The sequence below is a fragment of the Oceanisphaera sediminis genome, assembly GCF_039539745.1.
GTDB classification, from domain to species: Bacteria; Pseudomonadota; Gammaproteobacteria; order Enterobacterales; family Aeromonadaceae; genus Oceanimonas; species Oceanimonas sediminis.
In genome coordinates this window covers 207,036-231,680 of the sequence record NZ_BAABDS010000010.1, presented here as the reverse complement: position 1 = coordinate 231,680, position 24,645 = coordinate 207,036, and the positions used below count along the sequence as shown (strand labels likewise).

Genomic DNA, 24,645 nt, shown 5'->3' with positions numbered 1-24,645 from the left:
CATTATGAACCAACCACGATTTGCCCGGCTGCAACAATCGCTGGAGCAGGGCTTTACGCTGACTCCCAAGGCTATTTTTCAGGAGGCCTGGCAGCGTATTCAGGGCGCCAAGATGCCGATACTGCTGGCCACCGTCGGTGTGGTCGGCTGCTGGCTGCTGTTGAACCAGTTACTGGTAACGGTAAGCGGCGAGGGCGAAGAAACCTCATGGAGCCTTAGCCTGCTGGGCTTGCTGATTTCGATGATCATGGCGCCGATGAGTGGTGGCCTGGACATGATGGGGGTGCACAGATCCGTAGACAGACCCATACGCCCGAATCAGATCTTCGACTACTTCCGCTATCTGTTGCCCCTGGCCCTGGCCAGTATGATCATGGGTATTATCAGCAGCCTGTTTCTGCCTCTGGGGCAGAGCCTGGGACTGCCGCCCATGCTGTCGATGCTGCCCACGCTGATCCTGAGCGTGGCGCTGATGTTCACCTTTCCGTTGATCCTGGAAAAGGGCCTGAGTCCGGTACAGGCCATTACCACCTCGCTGCGGCTGTTTGCCCGCCAGTGGCTGGTGCTGCTGTCTATCCATTTGATGATGATGTTACTGTTCATGGGCGCGGTATTGACCTTCGGCATCGGTCTGGTCTGGGTTGCTCCTCTGTATATCGTGGTGAAAGGCATTCTCTACCGGGAAGTCTGTGGCGTTGAAGGGTTACCGGATAGCCAGGCTCCTTCTTTTCATACCCCCAAGGATCGTTTTGACGCATGAAGTTCTCTTTTATCATTACCGCGCTGGCCCTGACTGCCACCATTATCACGACGACGGCGCAGGCGACACCGTTGAGCCTCGGTTACAGCGGGTTTTACAAATACATGGCCAAGGTAGAAAAGGCCAAGGTGGAGTACGCCGAGCTCGGTTTTTATCTGAGTCGCGCCGACGGGCAGGGGCTCTGTAACATAGAAACCGGCATGGTTCGGGTGGACGACACCCTCAAGAGTGAGGTTAAGGTACTTCCCCACGGCCAGTTTGTACTGCCCTACGACAAGCAACTGGATCTGGACAAGGCGCTGGTTGAACTCGAAGTCACCGATACCGCACAGTGTGATATCTCCATTCAGATTCAGGCCAACCTGGCCGGCGGCGAGGTGTCCATGGCACAACTGCGCCAGGTAGAAGATGAAATGTATCGTCTGCTGCAGAAGATGGCCGGTTGGCCGGGAAGATACTTTGTGCCGGAACTGCAGGGCATCAAGCTGCATCCGGCCGAGCCGGGGCAACGCCTGAACGGCCTGGAACAGCAACAGTTGAACAAGGCCGAACTGGCTGGCGAGCGCAGCCAGTCCTTGCCGGCAGTGCGGGTCACGCCCTGGTTTTAAACCGTGAGTAGCAGAAGGTGAGGGGGGCTCAGGTCGTTGTAGTGGTCCAACTCACTGGTTACAAAAAGACATGCAGTAGCAGGTTAATCCGGCTTTTACATTATGGCGACATAAGTATCTGCACGCTAAAATATAGCCTCGGTAAAATAAGAGACCTGGCAGGATAAAATCCTGCTCTTACCGTTCAGCATCACCAATAAAAAAGGCGCCGTAGCGCCTTTTTTGTTACTTCATATTACATCGTTATTTCACTTCGATGATATCGAGCCGCTCGCCCGGTGCCGACGCGGTGTCTTCCTCGTCTGCATCGATAAAACGCGGCGCCACCTCCGGCTTGTCGAAACCAATGTCGCCGCCGTCGATCACGCCCGAATCGCTGTTGATGCTCTTGAAGTCGAACTGCTGATGATCCAAAAGATGAGAAGGCACCAGATTCTGCAGCGAACGGAACATGCTTTCGATACGGCCGGGGAAACGTTTGTCCCAATCCTGCAGCATGTTCTTGATGGCCTGGCGTTGCAGATTTTCCTGCGAGCCACACAGATTACAGGGAATGATCGGGAATGCTTTTGCCTCGGCAAAGCGCACCAGATCTTTTTCTTTACAGTAAGCCAACGGGCGGATCACCACATGCTTGCCGTTATCGCTGACCAGCTTGGGCGGCATCGACTTCATGGTGCCGCCATAGAACATGTTCAGCAACAGGGTTTCGAGAATGTCGTCTCGGTGATGGCCAAGCGCAATTTTGGTGGCCCCCAGCTCGGTGGCGGTGCGATACAGAATACCCCGGCGCAGCCGGGAGCACAGCGAGCAGGTGGTTTTGCCTTCCGGCACCTTGTCCATCACGATGGAGTAGGTGTCTTCTTCCACTATTCTGTATTCCACCCCCAGTTCATCCAGGTAGGCGGGCAGCACATGCTCGGGAAAGCCCGGTTGTTTCTGATCCAGGTTCACCGCGATAATGTCGAAATGGATCGGCGCATGGGCTTTCATGTTGAGCAGAATATCGAGCATGGCATAACTGTCCTTGCCACCGGACAGACACACCATGACCCGATCACCGTCTTCAATCATGTTGAAATCGGCAATGGCTTCGCCCACATTTCGGCGCAGTCGCTTGTACAGCTTGTTGAAGTTGTATACCTGCTTGGCAGTTTGAACTGACTCTGTGTGAGCCGCATTGATTGGTTCGGAAGTGGCTTGTTCGGTCATGGTAACCCCGGCAAAAAAACTGGGGCTATTATAGTGACTGGCGCCTCAAGGGCAAGGCACCAGTCGCCAGATCAGGCATCGGGCCGCAGCACCAGTACGTCACAACTGAGTTTGTCGATCACATGCTCGGCGGTATTGCCGAGCAAAGCGGCAGACAGGCCGGTGCGTCCCACCGATCCCAGAATCACCAGGCTGGCGTTAGTCTCGTCGGCACAGTCCGGAATAACCTCTTCTGCCAGTCCTTCTTCCAGGTGCAAGGCACTGGCTTCCAGATCGAAGCGCACCGCATACTCATACAGAGCACGTTCATGGTGTTTCTTCACCGCGGCATTATAAACCTGAGGATCGAAGTCGGGCAGTTCCAGCGCCATGTTGGTCGGGGTTATCGGGTAGGCGTTGACCAGATGCAGGCTTGCCGACAGCAACTCGGCTACTTGCGCACTGACGCCGATAATCTTGTTGTTCAGTGCTTCCTGATCCTTATCGTCGCTACAGCAGTTGACGGCCGCCAGCACATTGCCGCCCATGGGCCAGTCTCGTTCCTTGACCAGCAATACCGGGCAGGGGCACTTGCGCAACAGATGCCAGTCGGTGGGGGTAAAAATAAAGGACTGGATCATGGCGTGCTTGTGGGTGCTCTTCACTACCAGATCGTGCTGGCCATCCTGCACCTGCTGAATAATGGCTTCAAAGGGGCGGCTGTGCCATACCACCTTGATATCAAAATTAATCTTGCTGTCTTCATAGGGAGTAAGCAGGGTTTTCAGCCACTCTTCCCGGCCCTGAACCACTCCCTCACGCATTTCGTCCCGCTCGGTGCTGGACAGCATCGAGGTCATTTCATAGGAAAAGTCGTAGATGGGCAAAAACAGGGTAATGCCGGCCTGCTCCTGCAGGGCGGCAACAGACACGGCGCGATGCAGGGCCGGCTGGTTTTCTGCCACCGGATCCATGACCACCAGAATGTGTTGATACTTGATCATAAAGCGTCCCTTTCATGAAAGTAAGAATCAGGTCGGAGTGGGGGCGCCAGCCAGCAGGGCCAACGCCGGTAGATCCAGAATACGAATATATTTACCGTCCACCTCGATGAGGTTGTTTTTCTGAAAACGGCCAAGCAGACGACTGACGGTTTCGACCGTCAGCCCCAGATAATTACCGATATCGCCCCGGGTCATGGTGAGACGAAACTCACGGGCAGAAAAGCCGCGCTGGGAAAAGCGGCTCGACAGACCATGCAGAAAAGCGGCCAGTCGTTCTTCGGCGGTTTTCTTGGACAGCAGCAGTATCATCTGCTGATCGCCGTTGATTTCGTTGCTCATCAACCGCATGATTTGCTGCCGCAAGCGGGGCAACTTGCCCGACAGGTCGTCCAGCACCTCATAGGGGATTTCGCAGACCATGGAGGTTTCAAGCGCCTGGGCAAAAGAGGGGTGACTGCCGGTATTGATGGCGTCGAAGCCGATAAGATCGCCGGCCAGATGAAAGCCAGTGATCTGCTCATCACCCTGTTCGGTAATGGTATAGGACTTGATGGAGCCGGCACGGATGGCATAAAGCGCCTTCAGCTCTTCCCCGGCCTTGAACAATTCCTGGCTTTTCTGAATCGGCTTCTTGCGTTCTATGATGTTGTCCAGCTCGTCCAGCTCATCGGAATTGAGCCCGAGCGGTATGCACAACTGGCTGATGCTGCAATCCTGGCAGTGGATGGCACAACTGCTCGCGGCAGTTTTAATTGTTTTTGTCTGATTTCCCATAGCTCAATACTTTAGTGGTATCAATACGTAATCATAGCATTAATAATCGGGGCATAATAGTTTAGTAAAACAGCGAAAAAGCCTGATAAAGCGTGAATAAACCATAAGAAATCAACAAGATACCAGAAGCCTGGCGAAAGCCGGGATGATTGAGCCAATGGCGCAACTGGCCGGCCAGGCCGCCTAATGCCAGCAGGGTGGGCAGGGTGCCGATGCCAAACAGCGCCATCACCCGGGCGCCTTCCAGCGCGCCGCCAGCCACCGCACTCCAGGTGAGTGCCGAATAAACCAGACCACAGGGTAGCCAGCCCCAGATCATGCCGAAGGGCAGGGCCGCCAGCGGATGCCTGAATGGCACAAAGCGTCCGGCCAGCGGTTTGAGGTGGCGCCAGAGGCCATTGCCGAGTTTTTCCAGCCGCAACAACACAAACCACCAGCGTGCCAGATACAGGCCAAGCAATATGGTCATCACCCCGGCCAGCACGCGAAGCAATACCAGCCCCTGCTTGCCCAGGCTGACGTCCGCCAGACTGGCGAACACGCCGCCGACCAGGGCGCCGGCCAGGCTGTAACTGACGATGCGCCCGGCGTTGTAGCTAAGCAGGTACAGCCAATTCCAGCGGCGCTGGCTGGCAGGAATGGCCATGGAAAAGGCCGCCGCCACACCGCCGCACATGGCAATGCAATGACCGGCGCCCAACAGACCGATCAACAAGGCCGCCCAGGCATCAAGCTGAGTGGTCATGCGGATCCTTCTGTTGATTCGCGTGCGGTGGTGTTTGTTGATCCTGTGGTTGGTTACCTTGCGCCTGACGATGGGCGGTGTCGTCATCATCAAACAGGATATTGCTGCCATGGCGATCCAGATCTTCAAACTGGTCGCTTTTTACCGACCAGAAAAACACCGCGATAGCGATGGCGACAAACACCATGGCGATGGGGATCATCAGGTACCAGACTTCGATATCGTTCATAAGCGTGACAGTCTCAGTGAATTGGTCATCACAATCAGCGAGCTGGCCGACATGCCGACCATGGCAAACCAGGGCGACACCTGGCCCATGGCCGCCAGCGGCAGCACCACCAGGTTATAACCCAGCGCCCAGCTGAAGTTTTGTTTGATCACTCGCCGGCAGCGAGCGGAAATATGACGGGCAATCAGAATGCGCCGCAGATCGTCCGACAGCAGCAGGGCATCGGCACTGTTTTTGGCGATATCGGTGCCGCCGGCCATGGCAAACGACACATGTGCCCCGGCCAGTACCGGCGCATCATTGATGCCATCACCGACCATCAGGCAGATATCACCGGCCTGGTCGCAGCGGCGCAGATAGGCCAGCTTGTCATCGGGGCTGGCATGTTTGACCAGCTTGTCGACCCCAAGCCGCTTGGCGACCTGCTCAGCCTGACCGGAGCTGTCGCCGGTCAGAATGGTGGTCGCAATGCCGTGCGCCCGGCATTCATCAATCAAGGCACCGGCTTCTTCACGCAGCGGGTCGGTCAGCTCGAAACGTGCCACCAGCCCCTGCTCATTGGCCAGATAGACGCAGAGTTCGGCATCCTGATTCTCCGGTGCCAGCCAGGCACCACTGCCCAAACGCCAGCGAGTACCGTTTATATGGCCACAGATACCGCGGCCGACCCGGTTTTCCCGCTCGGTCACCATCAACGCCTGATCCCGAAATGGAGCAAAGGCTCGGGCAATGGGATGCTCCGACTGGGCTTCCAGCGCGGCGGCCAGCGCCAGCACCTGCGCTTCGTTCAGCTCGGCGAGCAGGGTTACAGAGGTCACGGCGACCTCGCCCCGGGTCAGGGTGCCGGTTTTATCGAACACCATTCGGTTGACCTTGGGCAGAGTATCCAGCACGTGGGAACGGCGCACCAGTACGCCCGAACGACTCAGCCGTGACGTCGCCACGGTCAAGGCGGTGGGGGTTGCCAGCGACAAGGCACAGGGACAGGTCGCCACCAGCACCGACAACATGACCCAGAACGCCTTGTCGGCATCGAGCTGCAGCCAGACCAGATAGGTGGCCAGGGTGACCAGTAGCAGGGCCGCGACAAAATAGCGCGACAGCTGATCGGCAATCAGCGCCACCTTGGGCTTTTCCGCCAGGGCGTCGTCCTGGGCGCGCAGAATTTCCGATACCCGGGCCTCGTCCAGCGAGCGCAATACGCGCAGCCGCAACGGCGACTCCACGTTGGTGGTGCCGGCAAAGACCGTATCGCCCTGATGCCGGGTTACCGGCAGGTGCTCACCGGTCAGCATCGACTCATTCACGCTGGTACTGCCGCCGAGTATTTCGGCATCGGCCGGAATCTGGCTGCCCGGGGCCACCAGCACAATCTGGCCCGGCTGCAGGGTTTTGGCGGCGACTTCCTGCTCGCCGTTTTCGGTTTCTACCCGGGCCAGCATGGGCACCAGCAAGGTGAGGTTGGCGGTGGTTTCCGAGGCCCGGCGTTTGGCGCGTATTTCCAGAAAACGGCCGGTCAGCAACAGAAAGGCGAACATGGACACACATTCGTAATAGACATCACCGGTCTGGGTTACGGTGGCATAGACGGAGGCGACAAAGGCAAATACCATCGCCAGCGACACCGGCAAGTCCATGTTCAGCGCCCGGTTTTTAAGGCCACGCCAGGCATTGCGATAAAAGGGCAGGGCGGAATAGCTCATCACCGGAATCGACAGCCACAGGCTTATCCAGCGAAAGTATTCGACCAAATCGGCGTCGGTGCCCGGAAACAGATCTTCATACAGCGCCAATGCCACCATCATGACCTGCATGCTGGCGATGCCTGCCACGCCCATGCGCAACAGATACGATTTTACTTCCCGGTTGTAGGCCTGCTCCTGCTGATGGGGCTGAAAAGGCCGCGCCTGATAGCCGATATCGGCAAAGGCGGCCAACAACTGGCTCAGGGGCACCTGTTCATCATGCCAGCGCAAGCGGGCCCGCTCTGTGGTGGTATTAACCTGAATCAGCGCCACCCCCGGCACCCGTGCCAGATGGCGTTCTATCAGCCAGGCACAGGCGGCACAACTCAGGCCCGAGATGGAGAGCTGTACTTCTTTGAGATTGTCTTTATTGCTGACGAAGTCTTGCTGTATTTCGGTCAGATCATAATGCTGCAGCTGTTTCAGCTCGTCGGGGACCGCATCGGCTTTGGGGGCGAGGGCGGAACGGTGCTGATAATAGCTGCCCAGACCGCATTCGATAATGGTGTCGGCCACCGCCAGGCAGCCGGGACAGCAGAAATGATGATTGACCCCTTCCAGCGCCAGTTGATGGGTACTGCCGGTGGGAATGGCCTCACCGCAGTGAAAGCAGCCGTCCACACTCAGCTCCCGGCGCGAATGAGCAGCCGATTGGCGATCGGCAGAACGATGCGTTTTTGCATGCGCCAGTGGCCATCGAAGGCCTCAATCTGCAGATTCCACTTTCCTTTTATCAAGGGTTGCTCCAGTCGCGCACGATAGACACCATTCGCATCGCTGGTCATCAGCAACTGTTGATCCTGCTCGGCCAGGGTAGGGTGAGTGAAGTTCACTCTCACCGCCTCACCGTTATTATGCCGGCCTTCCATCTTGAGGATCAGCTCATCATTCTGATAGCGCAGCTCGGCTATCAGCTTCAGCTCGGCGGCCTTTTTCAGCTCACTGATGTCCTTGTTGATGGCCCGGCCTTTTTTGTAGTAGTCATCGACCACCATGCTGTCGGCCCCGGAGCTGGCCAGGTGAAAGGTATAAAGGCTGGCCGCCACCGCACACAGCGGCAATACGATAAGAAACCAGGGCCAGAACTGCTGATACCAGGGACGTTGCATAACCAATTCCTACGACAAAAAAAGCGGTGACTAATATAACAAAAAAAAGCCCCGACCAGCGGGGCTTTTTCACCAAAGCCCGGTGGGCCTTATTTACTGTTGTTCAGACTGTAAACATATGCGGAAAGCAGATGAACCTTGTCTTCGCCCAGAATGTCTTTCCAGGCAGGCATGACGCCGGCACGGCCGTTGCGCACGCTGTCTGCTACCGCGGCGCGAGAGCCACCATAGAGCCAGATACCATCGGTCAGGTTGGGCGCACCCACGGCCTGATTACCCTTGCCGTCCATACCATGACAGGCGGCACACATGGCAAAGCGGGCTTCACCTTTCTGTGCTTCTACCGGGTCAACCTTGCGGCCGGACAGGCTCAGTACATAGGAGGTCACTTCACGCACGCCGTCTTCGCCGAGGCTGGCACCCCAGGCCGGCATGGCTGCTTTACGGCCATGGAGCAGGGTTGCTTTGATTTGCTCGGGCGAACCGCCATACAGCCAGTCGGCATCGGTCAGGTTGGGGAAGCCGCGAGCACCGCGAGCATCCGAGCCATGACACTGGGCACAGTTCTGCAAAAACAGACGCTGGCCCACCTTGGTGGCATCTTCGTCCATGGCGATGTCGGCAATGGCACGATAGGTATTACCGTCGGCTTCATAGGTCAGCTCACGGAACTTGGCGCCAAACACCTCATCGGCCTTGACCATTTCCCGCTCGTACTGCACTAGCTTGCCTTCTTCACGCGCTTCGGTTGAAGCGGCGCGATATTCTTCCAGCGAACGTACGTCCTGGTTGGAACTCTGCCAGCCCAGCAGGCCCTTGAAGTTACCCAGACCCGGATACAACGCCAGATAGAACAGCGCGAACACCGACATGAACACGAACAGATACGACCACCACTTGGGCAGCGGGTTGTTCAGTTCGGTAATGCCGTCATAGGTATGGCCGGTAGGTGCACCTTCTTCCATCCCCATTTTGTCGCGAGAACACCAGACCAACAGGGCCAGACAACCAAAAATGGTCCCCAGGCTGATGATGGTGACAAACACACTCAGAAAAGTACTCATTTTTTATTAGCTCCTGCGCGATCCTGCTCAGTCCCCGAAGGCGTTCCGCTCGCCTGGTTTTCATCATCAAAAATAGAGTTGGCTATTGCATCGAACTTGTCTTTGCGTCGCTTACCGTAGGCCCACCAGACCAGGCCAATAAACATCACCATCAATACCAAAGTCTGATAACTGATCAGCGTTGGCTTGAGCGCTTCCAGGGTACTGAAATCCATAATCGACTCCGGTTATTTAAGGGCGTGGCCCAAAGACTGCAGATAAGCGATGATGGCATCCATTTCGGTTTTGCCCTTCACCGCCGCCTCGGCACCGGCAATATCGGCGTCGGTATAGGGAACACCGAAGCTGTCCCGGAACAGAGCCAGTTTGGCCGCCGTATCCTTGCCGTCCAGCGTGTTCTCTTCCAACCAGGGGAAGGCAGGCATGTTTGACTCGGGCACCACGTTACGCGGATTGAGCAGATGCACACGGTGCCACTCGTCGGAGTAACGACCGCCTACGCGCGCCAGATCCGGACCGGTACGCTTGGAACCCCACAGAAAGGGGTGCTCCCACACGCTTTCACCGGCCACGGAATAGTTACCATAGCGTTCGGTTTCGGCACGGAAGGGACGGATCATCTGGCTGTGACACACATGACATCCGTCACGGATGTAGATATCACGGCCTTCCATTTCCAGCGCGGTATAAGGGCGCAGGCCCTCAACCGGTTCATTGGTCTGCTGCTGAAAAAACAGCGGCACAATTTCTACCAGGCCACCGAAGCTGATGGCAATAATCGTGAATATCACCAACCAGGTGGTATTGGTTTCAACCAACTCGTGACGATTGTTTGGGTTCTTCATTCACAAGTCTCCTTATGCCGGTTGGGGAATGGCTTGCAATGAACCTTTCGGTGCATTGATGGTGCGATAGGCGTTATAGGCCATCAGCAGCATACCGGTCACGAAGAAGCAGCCGCCAAGGAAACGCACGAAGTAGAACGGATACGAGGCTTGCAGACTTTCTACAAAGCTGTAGGTCAGGGTGCCGTCGTCGTTCACTGCACGCCACATCAGACCCTGCATTACACCGCTGATCCACATGGACACGATGTACAGCACGGTACCGATGGTCGCCAGCCAGAAATGCGTATTGATGAGCTTGTTGCTGTACATACGCTCCTGACCGAACAGGTTGGGGATCAGGTGATACACGGCACCAATAGATACCATGGCAACCCAGCCCAGCGCACCGGAGTGCACGTGACCTACGGTCCAGTCGGTGTAGTGAGACAGGGCGTTAACGGTTTTGATCGCCATCATGGGGCCTTCGAAGGTGGACATGCCGTAGAACGACAGCGACACGATCAAGAAGCGCAGAATGGGGTCATAACGCAGTTTGTGCCAGGCACCGGACAAGGTCATGATGCCGTTGATCATGCCGCCCCATGAAGGAACAAACAGGATCAGTGACATGACCATACCCAGAGACTGAGCCCAGTCGGGCAGGGCAGTGTAATGCAGGTGGTGAGAGCCGGCCCAGATATACAGGGTGATCAGTGCCCAGAAGTGCACGATGGACAAGCGGTAGGAATATACCGGACGACCCGCCTGCTTGGGTACAAAGTAGTACATCATGCCCAGGAAGCCGGCCGTCAGCAGGAAGCCAACCGCGTTATGGCCGTACCACCACTGAATCATGGCATCGGCAGCACCGGCATACATGGAGTAGGACTTCATGCCCGTCAGCGGAATCGCCATGCTGTTGACGATATGCAGTACGGCTACGGTCAGAATGAAACCACCGTAGAACCAGTTAGCCACATAGATGTGGGAAGTCGCACGCTTGTACAGGGTTCCGAAGAACACGATAGCGTAAGCCACCCACACCACGGCAATGGCGATATCGATTGGCCATTCCAGTTCGGCATACTCTTTGGAGGAGGTATAACCCTGAGGCAGGGTGATAACCGCCGCCAGAATGATAGCCTGCCAGCCCCAGAACACGAACGAGGCCAGCGAACCGCCAAACAGGCGAGTCTGACAGGTACGCTGCACGACATAGAAGGAGGTTGCCATCAAGGCACTGACACCAAACGCAAAGATAACCGCGTTGGTGTGTAGTGGACGCAACCGGCTATAGGTTAGCCAAGGTGTTTCGAAGTTGAGGGCAGGCCAGATCAGCTGTGCCGCAATGAGCACACCCAACGACATACCGACGATACCCCAGACTACGGTCATCACCGTAAACTGGCGAACTACAGTGTAATTGTAGTTTGGTTGATTATTAGTTTGATTCATCGTTATAGTTCCGCTTCCACTGCTGTTATTCAGGTTTGCGCTCACCCAGGGTGATCACGTAGGAAGGATTGAAGACAACCGTTTTTCATTTCGGCATCAGGTACCTGAACGGCTTCGTTAACATGATGCTAACAAAGCAAATCGGGAATACTGAATACACAGGGCGATGATAAATGAGTGGCTGCAAAAATAACAGTATAAACAGTAATATGATTACCACTTAACCAACCCCATAACGCATAAAAAAACTACCTTGATCAAGATCAAAGATGGGAGTCAATTGTGTGCGATACAGGAACTGAATTGGCATGAGAGATCGACTGACAGGCCCCAAACTGGTGCAAATACTGCTGGTATTGGGGATTTTATCGAGTGCATTCTGGCTTCGAACCTACTTTAACGACGATGACGGCACCGCATTAGAGAAAGGTAATGCTGATTTTTGTGATATATCTCACAAAAAGTGCCGGGTTGAGTTGCAGGATTTGTGGGCCGAAGCACAGTTGCAGGCCGATCAATTGCAACCGGAAGCCCCGTTTCAGCTTGAAGTGACCCTGTCCGATCCCGACGTCAAGGTCACCCGCAGCCGTCTGGAGGGAGAAAGTATGTACATGGGCACGCTACCGGCGCTGGTCAGCGAAAGCACGCCGGGTCACTGGCAGGGACAAGCTCTGGTAGGAGCCTGTACCGAGCGCAGCATGGTGTGGGCCTGGGTACTGGATGTCGAACAAAATGGCGAATCACGCCAGCTCAAGTTCCTGTTTGAAGTCGAACGCTGAACACCTCCATTACTCAAACGTCTCTTGCAGAAACGTCTGCAACTGGCTCCATGAGTCCAGATCGGCCGCCTGATCATAGCCCACCGGCATCTTGAACTCGGCCGGCACCCGATCGGCGTCCGGGTTGGTAAAGGCGTGCAGGGCACCAGGATAATTCACCAGCAGATAATCGGCGCCGGCCGTTTCCATTTCCTGTTGAAAGGCGGCGACCTGATCGGCGGGAACCAGCGGATCCGCGGCACCATTGAACACCGCAATACGCGTCTTGCTATCCGCGGGCAGGGGGGTGGTCTTGGGTGTCAGGGAACCATGAAAACTGGCCACCGCCGCCAGAGGCGCGCCATTACGCGCCATGTGCAATACCACGCCACCGCCATAACAGTAACCAATGGCGGCAATGGGACTACCGGCCACCAGCGGATGCCGGGCCAGTTGTTCGCGGGCTGCGTTGAAACGACGCTCGGCCAGGGGGAGGGAAGCCAATGATGCCTTGGCGAATTCACCGGCCTCGGCAGGGTGTGAGGCTTCTTTGCCGTCACCGTACATGTCCAGTGCCAGGGCAACATAGCCGAGTTCGGCCAGCATCTCGGCACGACCACGAATATAGTCATTCAATCCCCACCATTCATGCACCACCAGCACGCCGGGCCGCGGGGAGGTCTGGCTGTCATCAAATGCCAGATAGCCCTTGAATTCCTGACCATCGACCCGGTAACTCACCGATTCACTAACCACCGCCGCCTGAGTCGAAAACCCCAGTAGCGCGGCCACCATCAAGCCGTATCTGTTCATAATGTCTGTCCGGGTTGTGACTGAGGCATAAGCATAGAACAAGTGATGGTTGGCATGGAGAGAGTGACTAATGCCGATAACTGTATTTATCGGCATTAGTCTTTATGAATACGTTACACTGTGCATCCATACAGCCTATCTCGGAACAATCAGCCCTATGAATGCCCCCGTATTACCGCTGTTTGATGCCCCCCAGTATCTCGAAGAGGGCAACAGCGTCGTTAACCAGCATATTGCCGATATCACCCTGAATGCGGTACCCGATGCCGCCTTTATTTATGAGCATGCCATGGATTGGCTGCTGGAAAGCCGCTTCAACGAGAATAATTACAAGACCTACCGCAGCGAGCTGACCACCTTTTTACACTGGTGCTTCGACGTCGAGCAGGTTTCGCCCATCGAATTGAACCGTCGGGGCATCAACCGTTACGTGGAGTATTGCCTGGCGCCCCCGACGGCATTGATTGCCTACCGTAACGTGGCCCAGTTTGTACTGAACAAGGACTGGGGCGAACGCCAGCCCAACCTGCAGTGGCGGCCATTCCTGGGTAAAAAAGTTGATGGCATCGAGCAGCCATACCGGTTGAGCGACAAGGCGCTGAAAACCAAGATGGCCATCCTGTCTTCCTTCTATGGCTATCTGATCAACGAAGAAGTCACCGAGCGCAACCCGGCCGTGATGTGGATGCGTCACAGCCGCTTCGGCTCCAGCCCCGTGGTGGTGGCGGGCCTGGGTGACGAAGACGAAGTGCGGGTATTCAGCGATCTGCAATGGTCCTATGTGATGAGTACCGCGCGTCTGCTGGCAGAACAAACGCCCGAGCGGCACCAGCGTACCCTGTTTTTGATCTCCCTGATGTACGGCTGCTACCTGCGTATCTCGGAAGTCGCGGCAAGGCCCGGTTTTTCGCCGGTGATGAGCCAGTTTCGCCGCGACGGCCACAGCGGGATCTGGAGCTTTCATATTCCGGTCAGCAAAGGCGGCAAAAAACGCACCGTGGCCGTATCCCGCGAACTGCTCGAAGCGCTGCAGTGTTATCGCCGTTATCTCAAGCTGTCACCCTTGCCGGCACCCAATGACGCCACGCCGTTGTTTGTGCGCCACAGGGCCGCCGGTCGGGGGCGGGATCAGGGCCTGCTTAACGCCAACCTCGGCATACGCCAACTGCGCGACCTGCTCAACGAACTGATGGCCGCCGCCGCCGATGCCGCCGCCGAAGACGGTTTTGAGCAGGACGCCAGTGAAATGCGTAGCCTGACCGTACACAGTATTCGCCACACCGGCATTACCCACGACATCAACTACAACGGCCGACCCTTGTCTCATGTACAGGCCGATGCCGGTCACGACAGCATAGACACCACCTCGCAGTATCTGCACACCGGCAAGGTGGAACGCCATGAAAGCGCCGCCGGTAAGCGGCTGGACAGGCTTGATACATGAACGAAGACGCCGGGCCCTGAAGCGGCCCTTTCCCGGCATAATCATAACTTCGCATAATGTATATTATGTTAAATATGATATCCGAGAACCCGATGTACAGCATGTGTGTGTGGGTTTCAGCTAACAGTGAGATTTTTACAAACCCGTGAGATCCACCATCCAGTCACCTGCCCCAAAGCTGCTGCGCAGGATTGCCGGTGCCAGATATGAAAAACGGGCCACCAGTTGTTCCGGCGGCCCGTCAGCGCAATGACATGTGCAGTGTCATATCCGGTTTCAGTACCGACTGCGTACCCGACCTGTTTGATAGTATGTCGATACCAGCTCGATGAAACCCCGAAAGTCTTCATTCTCCAGCAAGATCCGGTTGGTCGACTGCCAGTCCACATCATCACGGGCTTTGGCTGGCAGTATCATTTCACTTTCGCTCGGATTCTCCGGATTAAGCAAAATACCCCCGATACCGTGCAATGCCGACAGCATCCTCGGTTCTTGCTCAACGTTTTGATCAGATAATGCACGTGGCCACCAGATCCATGCCTGTTGCTCTGGTCGTTCTGTTTCGGCTGACAACATCATCAGTGCCGGACAGCCGGTATTCAGCCATACATTCATTCACTGCGGCTCCGATGATTAGGTTTTGGCCAGACCCATCTCGGCGGTTATGGCGCCAGATGCTCATCACCGTCTAAGGCCATGCTCATGTAGCTGGCTGAAGTTGGTTTCTCTTTTATTAGCACTCAACTGCTAGACCCAGGCCCTTCGGGCCCTGGCATGTTATACAGATACTCTCTATTTACCATAACGCAGTACTACCCGCGATCACCCGCCCCTGTACTTGACTTGCCCAACGACAAAAACGATACTAGGGACAACACAACCGCCACGCTTAGTACCCCTTGGGGCAACGCGCAACCTTGGCGGTTTTTTTATGCCTGTGATCCGGGAGTGCCGCATGCCCAAGCCTTATCTGAAACCTGCCCTGACGTTTGACCAACAACTGGCCAAGCTGAGGCTGCGAGGCATGCAGATCGCTGATGAGCAAGCTGCCATCGATGCCCTCTCCTCGATCAGCTACTACCGATTAAGTGCTTACTGGTACCCGTTTCGCCAACGTGATGCTCATAACCATTTCACCAGCACTCTTCGTCCTGGCACCTGCTTTGAACAAGTGGTTCAGCTCTACGAATTTGATCGCCATTTACGTCTGCTGTTGCTCGATGGTATCGAACGTGTCGAAGTGGCCATCCGTACTCAGCTGACTTATCACCTGGGACATGCCTACGGCGCCTTCGCCCATACCGACGCCCGCCATTTTCATCACAAGTTTGATCATCGCAAATGGCTGAACCAGCTGGAGGCGGAAACAATGCGCTCATCAGATGAGTTCATCCGTCATTATCAAGCCAGTTACGAAGGCTTTCCTCAGGTTCCGATCTGGATGCTGACCGAAGTGATGAGCCTGGGTAGCCTCTCGTTATGCTACAAAGGATTGAAAAATGATCACAAAGCCGGCGTGGAAGACAAAAAGGCCATCAGTCAGCATTTCAATCTGCATCATAAACGCCTGACCGACTGGTTACATACTCTGACTTATGTCCGCAATGTCTGCGCCCATCATAGCCGCCTGTGGAACCGAGAACTGGCCATTCGGCCCGATAAGGTCAAGGATGAAGAATGGCTTCCTCCCATCACCCCGCGCAATAATCGCGTCTTTTATATCCTGCTGATGATTCGCCATCTGTTGCGTGCACATCAACACGGCGATCACTGGGCTAATCAAGTCAACCAACTGCTGGCGCCGATTGCCGCCACTCCCGAATACCGTATTGCCATGGGCCTACCGGAGCACTGGCAAACCCACCCTATCTGGCAATGAGATAACGCCAGCACCACACTTTGAAGCGATGGCCATGCACTGACATGATTTTATGGTTGGTGATATTATTTAAAAAACCTAATAAACGTCCCCGACCTGAGCGGGTTAACGGGTTAACGGGTTAACGGGTTAACGGGTTAATTTTGACAATGGGTTAATCTCAGTATTAACTGTAAAAATCACGGCGAATCTCATATTTAGCTGTAAACGATCTCATTTTTAATTGTAAATTACTCCTAAGCAATTGACTTTATTGACGTATCAATCTCATTTTAAATTTAAACCCACAGTTTGTGTGTGGGTTTGAGCTAAAAGTGAGATTTTTACAAACCCGTGAGATCCACCATCCAGTCACCTGCCCCTGAGGCGCAAGACCATTATCGCCATTTGATGGATACCAACTCAGCAAAGGCCAAGCCTTGGATTTACATCAATCCCCTGCCCTTGGGTTCACTGGCAGCAGTTAGCAAACAAGTCCTTTGGGTACCTAATGCCATTCACAATCCATGTTTGACGAGACTTATCCCATGAATCGCAAGTTCGCCATTGAGAACGCACCCTAGTCAGGGCGACGGGATCGGGAAGGTAAACGTCGGATAGAAACTTTTACCTTCGCGTTCCAACGCCAACCTATTTTAAGATTCTTGATATTTGGCATAACAGTAAGCACTTGCTTACTGTTATGCCGATTTTAGCTCTTCGGGCAAGGCAATACAACGAGTGACAATGTGGGCAATAATAACACAGCATAGTCCGACAGTGATCAGCGTAAATGAGTAACCCATAAATTCGGTCAGCACACCGAATAACAAACCACCCAATGCACCACCGCCAACATTAATCGCTCCCCACAGGCTCATAACCCGGCCTCTAAATCCACTTGCCACTGAAACCTGAATAAGTGATTGAGTGCCTACAGCACAAACTGTGGCACAAAAACTTAAGCCCCCCACAATTAGCAACCCTAGTTCAAAACTATTGGTATAACTGAACAGCACCAACAATAAACCTGAAGAAATCGCCCCCAGACGCATCGCCGGAAATAAGCGCTCGGCACTAAAGAATGACAGCAGTAAACCCGCAATAATCGCACCTATCCCCGCTGCTGAATTAAGCCAGGCTAAGGCTTCCACCCCCCTATCGTAGAGTACCTCAACCGCTGCGGGCAAAATTTCCAGCAAGCCCCGACCTAACATCGCCGAAGCCGCAATCAGCATTAATAAGCGAAGGATCAGAGCTGAACTCAGGGCGTAATAAAATCCGGCCTTTATATCCATGAAAAAGGTCAATTGCTGTGCCTTTGACACTCGCTGGCAGTTATCGAGTTTCAATAATAATAATACAATAGTTAGTGGTACATAACAGGTAGCAACTACCGTCAGTGCGGTAGCATTGCCCTGATATTTAATTAGCAGCCCTGCAATAACCGGCCCAATAAAACGTGAAGTATTGTATAAAATTGCATTAATGGCCACGGCCTTAGGCATGTTTTCGGCACTGACCAATTCTGGTACTAAAGACAGCCGTATCGACTGATAGGCACTATTGGCGACGCCGATCCCAAGAGCAAACAACAACAGCATCAGCGCATTCACTAACTGTTGCCACACCAACCAGGCTAATAACAGCGATAACAGCCCAAGTAAAATACTGGTTACGACGGCCGCCTGACGACGGTTAATACGATCCACCATTGCTCCAAACAATGGCCCGACCAAAATAGTCGGAAAAAACATTAAAAAGGCCAGCATTCCCAACCAGCTTTCTGAATGAGTCAGATCCCACATCATCCAGCCCAGTGTCATGCGTTGAATCCAAAGACCCTGAGTAGAAAAGATACTGCCACACAAATAGGTCAGATAATTATGTTCAGTAAAAATAGAGCGCTGCACTGTCTGTTACCACCCTCATGAAAAACCGGGCATCATACAGCAAAATCAACCGGCGCCATATCACAGTAATTCCGAGTAAAGGCAAAGAATACGGTCAATCCAGCAGCTATGCTGGCAAGTAGCGTTATGTGACAAATAAACTTATCAAAAAATAAAAAATACTCATAACAAAAAAAACGCAACAACTTTACACGACTCGGCACTTCCAGTAGCATACCGGCATTAAACTGTCGTTAAAAACAGTTAACCCAACAGAATCAAGGTCACAACCCTCATGTCAGATAATATCAATGTCATCACTCAGCAAATTGAAGAAAAATTTAATGATATCGAGCACCAAATTTTTTCTGGCGATATGTTCTCGCAATGGCGAGGCTCATTTGAAGTAAAAAAAGTTTACGTAAAGAAAGAAAACGCCGACATTAAGTGCGATCTCGACATCAGGTTAAAGCACTGGCCTGAAGGTGTTTCAGTTAAAGTTTACAAACACAAGGCGCTGGCGGTTCTGGCCTATGTTAAGGATCAACAGCTGTGCCAGGAGCACCTGAACACCGAGCCGGTACCTTGTAAGTTCTGGAAGGATGCCTTTTATTTCTCACATATTGCAGATTTGGATCAAGGCCGCTATATCCTGTTAGAAGGCAATGAGATGGCTGATCAAGATACCAGTACTTGCTTGAGCAAGCTAAAAATTCATATCGAAGAAATTAATAACATTTTGGGAGCTGATACAACTGACCTCAGTTAAGTAACTATTGAAGCCTTTTTCTATCTGTTTCATATCCTTACCGCTTAAGGTACGCGAGCAAAACCCCGACAAGGTACAGACTTTGCTGAATGACTGGTACCGGCACAAGGCCCGGGATGTATTTGCCCGCAGGCTGGACGCCATGCTAGATCAGGCATTATGGGTAACGGGCCGCCCGCCTATTCGTATTCTTACCATGCAAACCCAGTGGGGAAGCTGCTCCCCTCTGGGCCGCCTGACCCTGAACCCGCACCTGGTAAAAAGCCCCCGCGATTGCATCGACTACGTGATACTGCACGAGCTTTGCCATATCGCCGAGCACAACCACGGCGAGCGTTTCTACCGGCTGCTGAAACAGGTAATGCCCCATTAGGAAGCCGTTAAAACCAGACTGGATGGCATAGTCGGCAGTATCATGGTGTAGACCTTCGACCGTTGCGATGTTTCAGATACGAGAGGTTTTATTGATACAACTATGCATGTTGGCATAAGATGATGTTAATGGATGGCTTACATTATCTGGCGCCAGCTACAGCTTCTTCTATGCTGATAAGTCGCCAGTGGAACGACCTGCAAACAACTCGGTGCTCGAAAAGAGGCAAAACTGCCTGATCCGGCATGGCTTTAAACACAAAAAAACCCGCCGAAGCGGGTTTTTTAGGTCTTGAATTACCGAAGGGTAATTACAGAGCCTGAATCTGTGAAGCCTGAGGACCCTTGGCACCTTCGGTAGCGGTGTAGGATACTGCCTGGCCTTCTGCCAGAGTCTTAAAGCCGCTGCCGACGATTTCGGAGAAATGCGCGAACAAATCCTTGCCGCCATCAGCAGGAGTAATAAAACCAAAACCTTTTGCTTCGTTGAACCACTTAACGGTACCGTTAGCCATTTTTTCTTACCTTTATTTAGTGAGAGCTTATGCTCGAAAAATGCAACAAATATCAAAGAAAGGAAGTTTGGTGACTGTAGTGCCGTAAGGAACAAACAATATACAAAGGCCGCGCTAACTTGAAACTCTATGCTGGAGCGCACTCTACGCGGACCAAGGGGTGACGTCAAATACTATCGTGCTGATTTATGATGCCGCCCTCCCCGCCACGCCCGTTGCGATCGGATTCGGTTACAAGCGGTTTCTTGGCCTGATACATGGATTCATCGGCGTGTCGTAACAGGCTATCGGCATTGGTGCCATTCTGGGGATACAGACTGACACCCAGGCTGCCACTGATGCACACCTGCTGGCCAACGACGGTAAACGGTTGTTGCAACGTCTCCAGTATGCGATCGGCAATCATGTCGATATCACCGACATGATCAATATTCTCCAGCACAATCACGAACTCGTCCCCGCCGAACCGGGCTACCGTGTCTTCTTCACGCATACAATACAACAGCCGTTTGGCCACCATTTGCAGCAAGAGATCGCCGGCGGCATGCCCCAGCGTGTCATTGACTGATTTAAAACCGTCCAGATCAATAAACAGCACCGCCATCGAAGCTCCAGTACGTCTTGTGTGGCTCAGCGCATGTTCCAGCCGGTCCATCAGCAGGGCACGCGCCGGCAAGCCGGTCAGTGCATCGTGGTGGGCCCGTTCGAGTTGCTCCCGGGTTTCTTCGGTTTTCCATTTCCAAAGCACCAGCCCCAGTATCAGGATAATGAGCAGGGTAATGATGAAAAAAACGATCAATGCCCGTTTTTCCTGCTCGACGGTTCGCCCTCCTCCCAGCCATTTCTCATGCAATTGCTGAAAGGTTCCATTACGCCGCAGTATGCTCATACCCTCGTTAATCTGCGCCAGCAATGCCCGGTTACCTTTGGTCACCGCAAAGCTGTAGGCATGGGCAGAGCCAACCGAGCCGGTAATCACCATGTTGGTCAGTTTATGCTGCTGAATTTGATACAGCGCGATGCTTTGCAAGGTCAGCATGGCATCGTGATGGCCCGCCGAAAGCTGCGTTAAGCCGGTTTTTATATCTGCCACCGTGACCAGGTTACGCTGACCGGCCAGTAGATGGCGATGGGCAAAGCCCCCTTTTATGGCAACGACCTCCTTGTTCTGCAAATCTTCGAGGCGATAGATCTCGGAGTTATCGTCTCTGACGATCATCACCACAGGCGAGAGATGATGTGGTTTGGCAAAATCAAACAGGGCGTCACGTTCCGGTGACGAAATAATGGTGGCCATATCGACCTCACCCGTCTGTAGCTGTTGCAGTACCTGCGCCAGCGGCATGGCCCTAAATTCCACTGCAAAGTTCATGGTATCGGCAATGTCACGCATGAGGTCAATATTAAAGCCGATGGCCCGATTGGTAATGCTGTTTGCTTCGAATGGAAGTGACTGCTGATTGAGTGCATAAACAAATACCGGTCGTTCCGTCGGCTGTGCTGCCGTCGTACCGCTCAATAACAACAGTAACAGTACAAGTTGCTGTCCATGAGATATAAGACCCAGTAGTCCTGACATAACCGAACGCTTCCGGCCGAATCCGTATTTTGCCACTAGCACCGCTCCCAAGGCGTGGTCATCGCGCTTGATTGTGTTGTTTTTTATTTTTTTGTGCGTGTAACCAAAGAGCACAAAATTGTTGGACAGGGATTCTATCCTAATTACGCTTTTATTGTTGTTACCAAGCATTAAAAATATTGCATTTTGACTCATCCAATTCATATCACATCGCATGTTGCCATTATATGCTTTATGAGCAAATGTGTATGTTGGCATAATTATTATGTTTTCGTTACTCGTTGCGCCGGTGCCTTGGCTCATCATATGTGGCCACTATAAAACGGCAGACTGGTCCTTGTGCCATCGAAGTGCCGGGGTTGAAGATAAGCGTCATCAGCAACCAACGAGGACAATAGGGATGTATGTACTGATGGATATCATGGTATCGCCCGGCGGCGTGGGCACCTCGGTGTCACCTTATGTGGCCATGTGCCAGAAAATTTTTGAACAGGCAGGCCTCACCCACAGCATGCATGGCTACGGCACCAATGTAGAAGGCGAATGGGAAGAGGTAATGGCGGCGGTAAAACGCTGTCACGAGGATCTTCATGCCGCCGGCGCGGTGCGTATTACCAGCCACATGAAGCTCGGTACCCGAATAGACAGAGCACAGACCATGGCGGACAAGGTAACCAGCGTGCAGAACAAGCTGGCGTGATGTGAACGGCAAGCAACGATTTCGCTTCGCCTTTTTCTGAGCTCATACAGGGAGGTTAATGCCGAATTGGCCTCCCTGCCCCTCCATTTCGCCATATATCAGCATTTTATGCTGCATGGTCTGCCATTATCCCGGGGCCATACTCGGCCATGCAGGTTTTTGTGCTACTCCACACCTTAAATCACGGCCGTTTACTTGTCCGCTTTCGCTGTTTAGACTCTCGCTCCTCTCTCTCTGTTGGTATTGCCATGACCTTTTCCGAGCTAAAGCTCCATCCTGACCTGCTGGCCGCCTTGCCGAGCCAGTATCAGCGGCCAACCCGTATTCAGCAGCTGACTATTCCGGTGATCCTGGCCAAACAGGATGTGCTCGCGCTGGCCCAGACCGGCAGTGGCAAAACCCTCGCCTTTGGTTTGCCCCTATTACAGAAAATACAGTTACAGCAATTGCAGCAAGATCTGACACCACCCCAGGCGTTGATACTGGTACCCACGCGCGAGCTGGCAACGCAAATCGGCACCGTTTTACAGCCGCTTGCTCAGGCCATGCACATCGGCACAGTGACGCTGTGTGGTGGCGTGGCACAGGAACAACAACTGGCAGCGCTGGCCACCGGCCCGCAACTGCTGGTAGCCACGCCCGGTCGCCTGCTGGACTTGCTGGAACAACAACTGCTTAGCCCGGATGCCATCACACAACTGGTGCTGGACGAAGCCGACCGCCTGCTGGAAATGGGCTTCTGGCCGGACATTCAGAAAATATTGGCCAAACTGCCTGCAAAGCGGCAAACGCTGCTGTTTTCGGCCACCCTGCCCGCCGAGCTGGAGAATATCGCCAGCCATTTGCTCACTGACCCCGCTCGACTCGAAGCCCACGCCGGTAATAGCCTGGTCACGGCAATGGAAGAGCGTTGTTATCTGGTCAACAAGGGCAGCAAGGCGCAGGCGCTGATTGCCCTGCTCAAACAGCATGACTGGTCGCAGGTACTGGTGTTCATCAATGCGCGCGACAGCGCCGATGCCCTGGCCAAGAAGCTGAACAAGGCCGGTATTCAGGCCGCGGCGCTGCACGGCGATAAGGAACAACGGGTGCGGGAACAAACCCTGGCCGCGTTTAAAGACGGCCGCTTGCGGGTGCTGGTGGCAACCGATCTGCTGGCCCGGGGTATCGATGTCACCGCGTTGCCGGTGGTCTTCAACCTGGACCTGCCCACCAGCGCCCCCGTCTATGTACATCGAGTAGGCCGTACCGCCCGCGCCGGTCGCAGTGGCCTGGCCATCTCGTTGGCGTGCCACGCCGAGGCTGAAGCACTGGCGGCGATACGTACGCTGACCGGATCCGAGTTGCCGCTGCAGGCACTGGACGGCTTCCCGGTCACGGATCAGGCCGCCAGTAGCGAGCGCAAGCGTCCGCCCCGAGACAAACAGGCCAATCGCCGCAGCGCCGGCAAGCGCAGCATCAAGCAGTTCAAATCGTCACGTTGAATCTTCGATATACAAGGAAACCATCACGTGCGACTGATCGCGAGTTTACCCTGGTATGATTTGCCGGCGTTGCGGCCACGGCTGGATGCGTTCTGGTCCGTATTGAGCCACGAGTTGAACAACGAGCGCCAGCCTGTGCATACCGACCCGGTGCCGTTGCCGGGCAGACTGAATCGTCACACTCCGCTCATCGAACAGTGGAGCCACCCGGGTTTGCTGCTCAGTCAATGTTGCGGGCCGGACCTGTTTACCCCTCAGGCACGGGAGCTGGTGCCCATCGCCCGCCCGGTATTCGGCGATCTCGACTGTACTCCGGGGCAGTATTTCAGCTATATCGTCAGCGCCAGCCATAAACCGTTCAGGCGGCATGACCTTCACCGCCCGAGCCGCTTCGTCATCAATTCCGCCAGTTCCCGCTCCGGCTGTGCCGCCCTGTTTGAATGGACAACGGCCAACGGAATAGACTGCGATCAGGTCATGATCAGCGGCAGCCATGCAAGCAGCCTGGAATATCTGCGTAACGGTCGCGCCGATGTGGCGGCGATCGATGCCCACAGCTGGCCCTTGCTGGACAGTCGCGGCATCACCATCATCGACAACAGCACAGAGGCGCCCACTCCACCTTTTGTGATGCATCGGCGCAGCCCGGTGACCCCCGAGCTGATGCAGGCGGCGTTGAGCAGTGCCATCCAACAGGCAGGTAACGGCATCAATATCGAGGCGGTGCTCGGCGCCAGCCGCCAGACCTATCGGCCCATTCCTTCGTCCTGGCACATTCATCTGCCCGTTGGCGCCAGCCCCTGTTGTGCCCTGACATAGGCAGAATAATACCCATCCCAGTGTTGCCTCTTCTGGAACACCGAGTTGTCCGCAGGCAATGCTAACAGGCGGCGGTGGCCTAATCAGGAAGCGGCCGCTAGAATAGCGCCCCTGTTTCGCCAGCCGAGAAC

26 protein-coding genes are annotated in these 24,645 nt (G+C 54.3%); 10 read left to right on the top strand and 16 right to left on the bottom strand.

The window, feature by feature from the left end:
• The first annotated feature begins 4 nt into the window (after positions 1 to 4).
• Together ABD827_RS04945 and ABD827_RS04940 are read left to right on the top strand one after the other, a co-directional pair.
• Positions 5 to 760, top strand: coding sequence for a DUF2189 domain-containing protein (locus tag ABD827_RS04945; protein ID WP_344962910.1), 756 nt, complete (start codon positions 5 to 7; stop codon positions 758 to 760).
• Entirely contained in the window at positions 757 to 1,368 is a 612-nt protein-coding gene (locus ABD827_RS04940) for a DUF2987 domain-containing protein (RefSeq protein ID WP_344962908.1), read from the top strand. The genes ABD827_RS04945 and ABD827_RS04940 overlap by 4 nt, the downstream gene beginning before the upstream one ends.
• Before the next feature lie 243 nt (positions 1,369 to 1,611).
• Here the strand turns inward: ABD827_RS04940 and ttcA are convergent, their stop codons facing one another.
• The 11 genes from ttcA to ccoN all read right to left on the bottom strand — a co-directional run bounded on the left by ttcA (position 1,612) and on the right by ccoN (position 11,511).
• The gene (gene ttcA / locus ABD827_RS04935) at positions 1,612 to 2,580 is read right to left on the bottom strand and encodes a tRNA 2-thiocytidine(32) synthetase TtcA (protein ID WP_298722643.1); all 969 of its coding nucleotides are present in this window, start codon (positions 2,578 to 2,580) and stop codon (positions 1,612 to 1,614) included.
• 71 nt (positions 2,581 to 2,651) lie between these two features.
• Positions 2,652 to 3,563 carry a universal stress protein UspE gene (gene uspE / locus ABD827_RS04930; protein ID WP_344962905.1) on the bottom strand — a complete coding sequence of 304 codons (912 nt, stop codon included), beginning with the start codon at positions 3,561 to 3,563 and terminating at the stop codon, positions 2,652 to 2,654.
• A gap of 27 nt (positions 3,564 to 3,590) precedes the next feature.
• Positions 3,591 to 4,337, bottom strand: coding sequence for a fumarate/nitrate reduction transcriptional regulator Fnr (fnr, locus tag ABD827_RS04925; protein WP_344962903.1), 747 nt, complete (start codon positions 4,335 to 4,337; stop codon positions 3,591 to 3,593).
• Positions 4,338 to 4,398: 61 nt separating this feature from the next.
• The gene (locus ABD827_RS04920) at positions 4,399 to 5,082 is read right to left on the bottom strand and encodes a sulfite exporter TauE/SafE family protein (protein WP_344962901.1); all 684 of its coding nucleotides are present in this window, start codon (positions 5,080 to 5,082) and stop codon (positions 4,399 to 4,401) included.
• Positions 5,066 to 5,302 (bottom strand): cbb3-type cytochrome oxidase assembly protein CcoS, encoded by a 237-nt coding sequence (gene ccoS / locus ABD827_RS04915; RefSeq protein ID WP_344963009.1) that lies wholly within the window; start codon positions 5,300 to 5,302, stop codon positions 5,066 to 5,068. The genes ABD827_RS04920 and ccoS overlap by 17 nt, the downstream gene beginning before the upstream one ends.
• A 5-nt stretch (positions 5,303 to 5,307) precedes the next feature.
• Complete coding sequence (locus ABD827_RS04910) at positions 5,308 to 7,677, bottom strand: heavy metal translocating P-type ATPase (protein ID WP_344962900.1); 2,370 nt, start codon at positions 7,675 to 7,677, stop codon at positions 5,308 to 5,310.
• Positions 7,678 to 7,679: 2 nt separating this feature from the next.
• The gene (locus ABD827_RS04905; protein ID WP_344962898.1) at positions 7,680 to 8,165 is read right to left on the bottom strand and encodes a FixH family protein; all 486 of its coding nucleotides are present in this window, start codon (positions 8,163 to 8,165) and stop codon (positions 7,680 to 7,682) included.
• Between the two features lie 89 nt (positions 8,166 to 8,254).
• The gene (gene ccoP, locus ABD827_RS04900) at positions 8,255 to 9,229 is read right to left on the bottom strand and encodes a cytochrome-c oxidase, cbb3-type subunit III (RefSeq protein ID WP_298722625.1); all 975 of its coding nucleotides are present in this window, start codon (positions 9,227 to 9,229) and stop codon (positions 8,255 to 8,257) included.
• Positions 9,226 to 9,444: a cbb3-type cytochrome oxidase subunit 3 gene (locus tag ABD827_RS04895; RefSeq protein ID WP_298722622.1), complete on the bottom strand. Its 219-nt coding sequence runs from the start codon at positions 9,442 to 9,444 to the stop codon at positions 9,226 to 9,228. Before ABD827_RS04895 ends, ccoP begins: the two co-directional genes overlap by 4 nt.
• A 12-nt stretch (positions 9,445 to 9,456) precedes the next feature.
• Entirely contained in the window at positions 9,457 to 10,074 is a 618-nt protein-coding gene (ccoO, locus tag ABD827_RS04890) for a cytochrome-c oxidase, cbb3-type subunit II (RefSeq protein WP_298722619.1), read from the bottom strand.
• 12 nt (positions 10,075 to 10,086) lie between these two features.
• Positions 10,087 to 11,511 (bottom strand): cytochrome-c oxidase, cbb3-type subunit I, encoded by a 1,425-nt coding sequence (gene ccoN / locus ABD827_RS04885; protein ID WP_298722617.1) that lies wholly within the window; start codon positions 11,509 to 11,511, stop codon positions 10,087 to 10,089.
• Positions 11,512 to 11,819: 308 nt separating this feature from the next.
• On the opposite strand from ccoN, the gene ABD827_RS04880 reads away from it, so the two are divergent.
• Positions 11,820 to 12,290: a hypothetical protein gene (locus ABD827_RS04880; RefSeq protein WP_344962896.1), complete on the top strand. Its 471-nt coding sequence runs from the start codon at positions 11,820 to 11,822 to the stop codon at positions 12,288 to 12,290.
• Between the two features lie 9 nt (positions 12,291 to 12,299).
• On the opposite strand, the gene ABD827_RS04875 is transcribed toward ABD827_RS04880, so the two are convergent.
• A complete protein-coding gene (locus ABD827_RS04875; protein ID WP_344962894.1) occupies positions 12,300 to 13,082 on the bottom strand; it encodes a dienelactone hydrolase family protein in 783 nt (260 codons plus the stop codon).
• 157 nt (positions 13,083 to 13,239) lie between these two features.
• On the opposite strand from ABD827_RS04875, the gene ABD827_RS04870 reads away from it, so the two are divergent.
• Entirely contained in the window at positions 13,240 to 14,526 is a 1,287-nt protein-coding gene (locus tag ABD827_RS04870; RefSeq protein ID WP_344962893.1) for a tyrosine-type recombinase/integrase, read from the top strand.
• 276 nt (positions 14,527 to 14,802) lie between these two features.
• Here ABD827_RS04870 and ABD827_RS04865 read toward each other — a convergent pair whose 3' ends face one another.
• A complete protein-coding gene (locus ABD827_RS04865; protein WP_344962891.1) occupies positions 14,803 to 15,141 on the bottom strand; it encodes a hypothetical protein in 339 nt (112 codons plus the stop codon).
• Positions 15,142 to 15,481: 340 nt separating this feature from the next.
• On the opposite strand from ABD827_RS04865, the gene ABD827_RS04860 reads away from it, so the two are divergent.
• A complete protein-coding gene (locus ABD827_RS04860) occupies positions 15,482 to 16,405 on the top strand; it encodes an Abi family protein (RefSeq protein ID WP_344962890.1) in 924 nt (307 codons plus the stop codon).
• Positions 16,406 to 17,085: 680 nt separating this feature from the next.
• On the opposite strand, the gene ABD827_RS04855 is transcribed toward ABD827_RS04860, so the two are convergent.
• A complete protein-coding gene (locus tag ABD827_RS04855) occupies positions 17,086 to 18,297 on the bottom strand; it encodes an MFS transporter (RefSeq protein WP_344962888.1) in 1,212 nt (403 codons plus the stop codon).
• Between the two features lie 274 nt (positions 18,298 to 18,571).
• Here ABD827_RS04855 and ABD827_RS04850 point away from each other — a divergent pair, with 274 nt between their 5' ends.
• Positions 18,572 to 19,045 (top strand): hypothetical protein, encoded by a 474-nt coding sequence (locus ABD827_RS04850; protein ID WP_344962887.1) that lies wholly within the window; start codon positions 18,572 to 18,574, stop codon positions 19,043 to 19,045.
• Positions 19,046 to 19,052: 7 nt separating this feature from the next.
• Positions 19,053 to 19,418: a M48 family metallopeptidase gene (locus ABD827_RS04845; RefSeq protein WP_344962886.1), complete on the top strand. Its 366-nt coding sequence runs from the start codon at positions 19,053 to 19,055 to the stop codon at positions 19,416 to 19,418.
• Positions 19,419 to 19,728: 310 nt separating this feature from the next.
• Here ABD827_RS04845 and ABD827_RS04840 read toward each other — a convergent pair whose 3' ends face one another.
• Entirely contained in the window at positions 19,729 to 19,932 is a 204-nt protein-coding gene (locus ABD827_RS04840) for a cold-shock protein (protein ID WP_298722597.1), read from the bottom strand.
• Positions 19,933 to 20,098: 166 nt separating this feature from the next.
• A complete protein-coding gene (locus ABD827_RS04835; RefSeq protein WP_344962884.1) occupies positions 20,099 to 21,817 on the bottom strand; it encodes a diguanylate cyclase domain-containing protein in 1,719 nt (572 codons plus the stop codon).
• A 106-nt stretch (positions 21,818 to 21,923) separates the two neighbouring features.
• Here ABD827_RS04835 and ABD827_RS04830 point away from each other — a divergent pair, with 106 nt between their 5' ends.
• The 3 genes from ABD827_RS04830 (at position 21,924) to ABD827_RS04820 (ending at position 24,514) form a co-directional block, all read left to right on the top strand.
• Complete coding sequence (locus tag ABD827_RS04830; protein WP_344962881.1) at positions 21,924 to 22,211, top strand: MTH1187 family thiamine-binding protein; 288 nt, start codon at positions 21,924 to 21,926, stop codon at positions 22,209 to 22,211.
• Between the two features lie 248 nt (positions 22,212 to 22,459).
• A complete protein-coding gene (locus ABD827_RS04825) occupies positions 22,460 to 23,695 on the top strand; it encodes a DEAD/DEAH box helicase (RefSeq protein WP_344962879.1) in 1,236 nt (411 codons plus the stop codon).
• Between the two features lie 27 nt (positions 23,696 to 23,722).
• Complete coding sequence (locus ABD827_RS04820; protein ID WP_344962877.1) at positions 23,723 to 24,514, top strand: PhnD/SsuA/transferrin family substrate-binding protein; 792 nt, start codon at positions 23,723 to 23,725, stop codon at positions 24,512 to 24,514.
• Positions 24,515 to 24,645 lie beyond the last annotated feature (131 nt).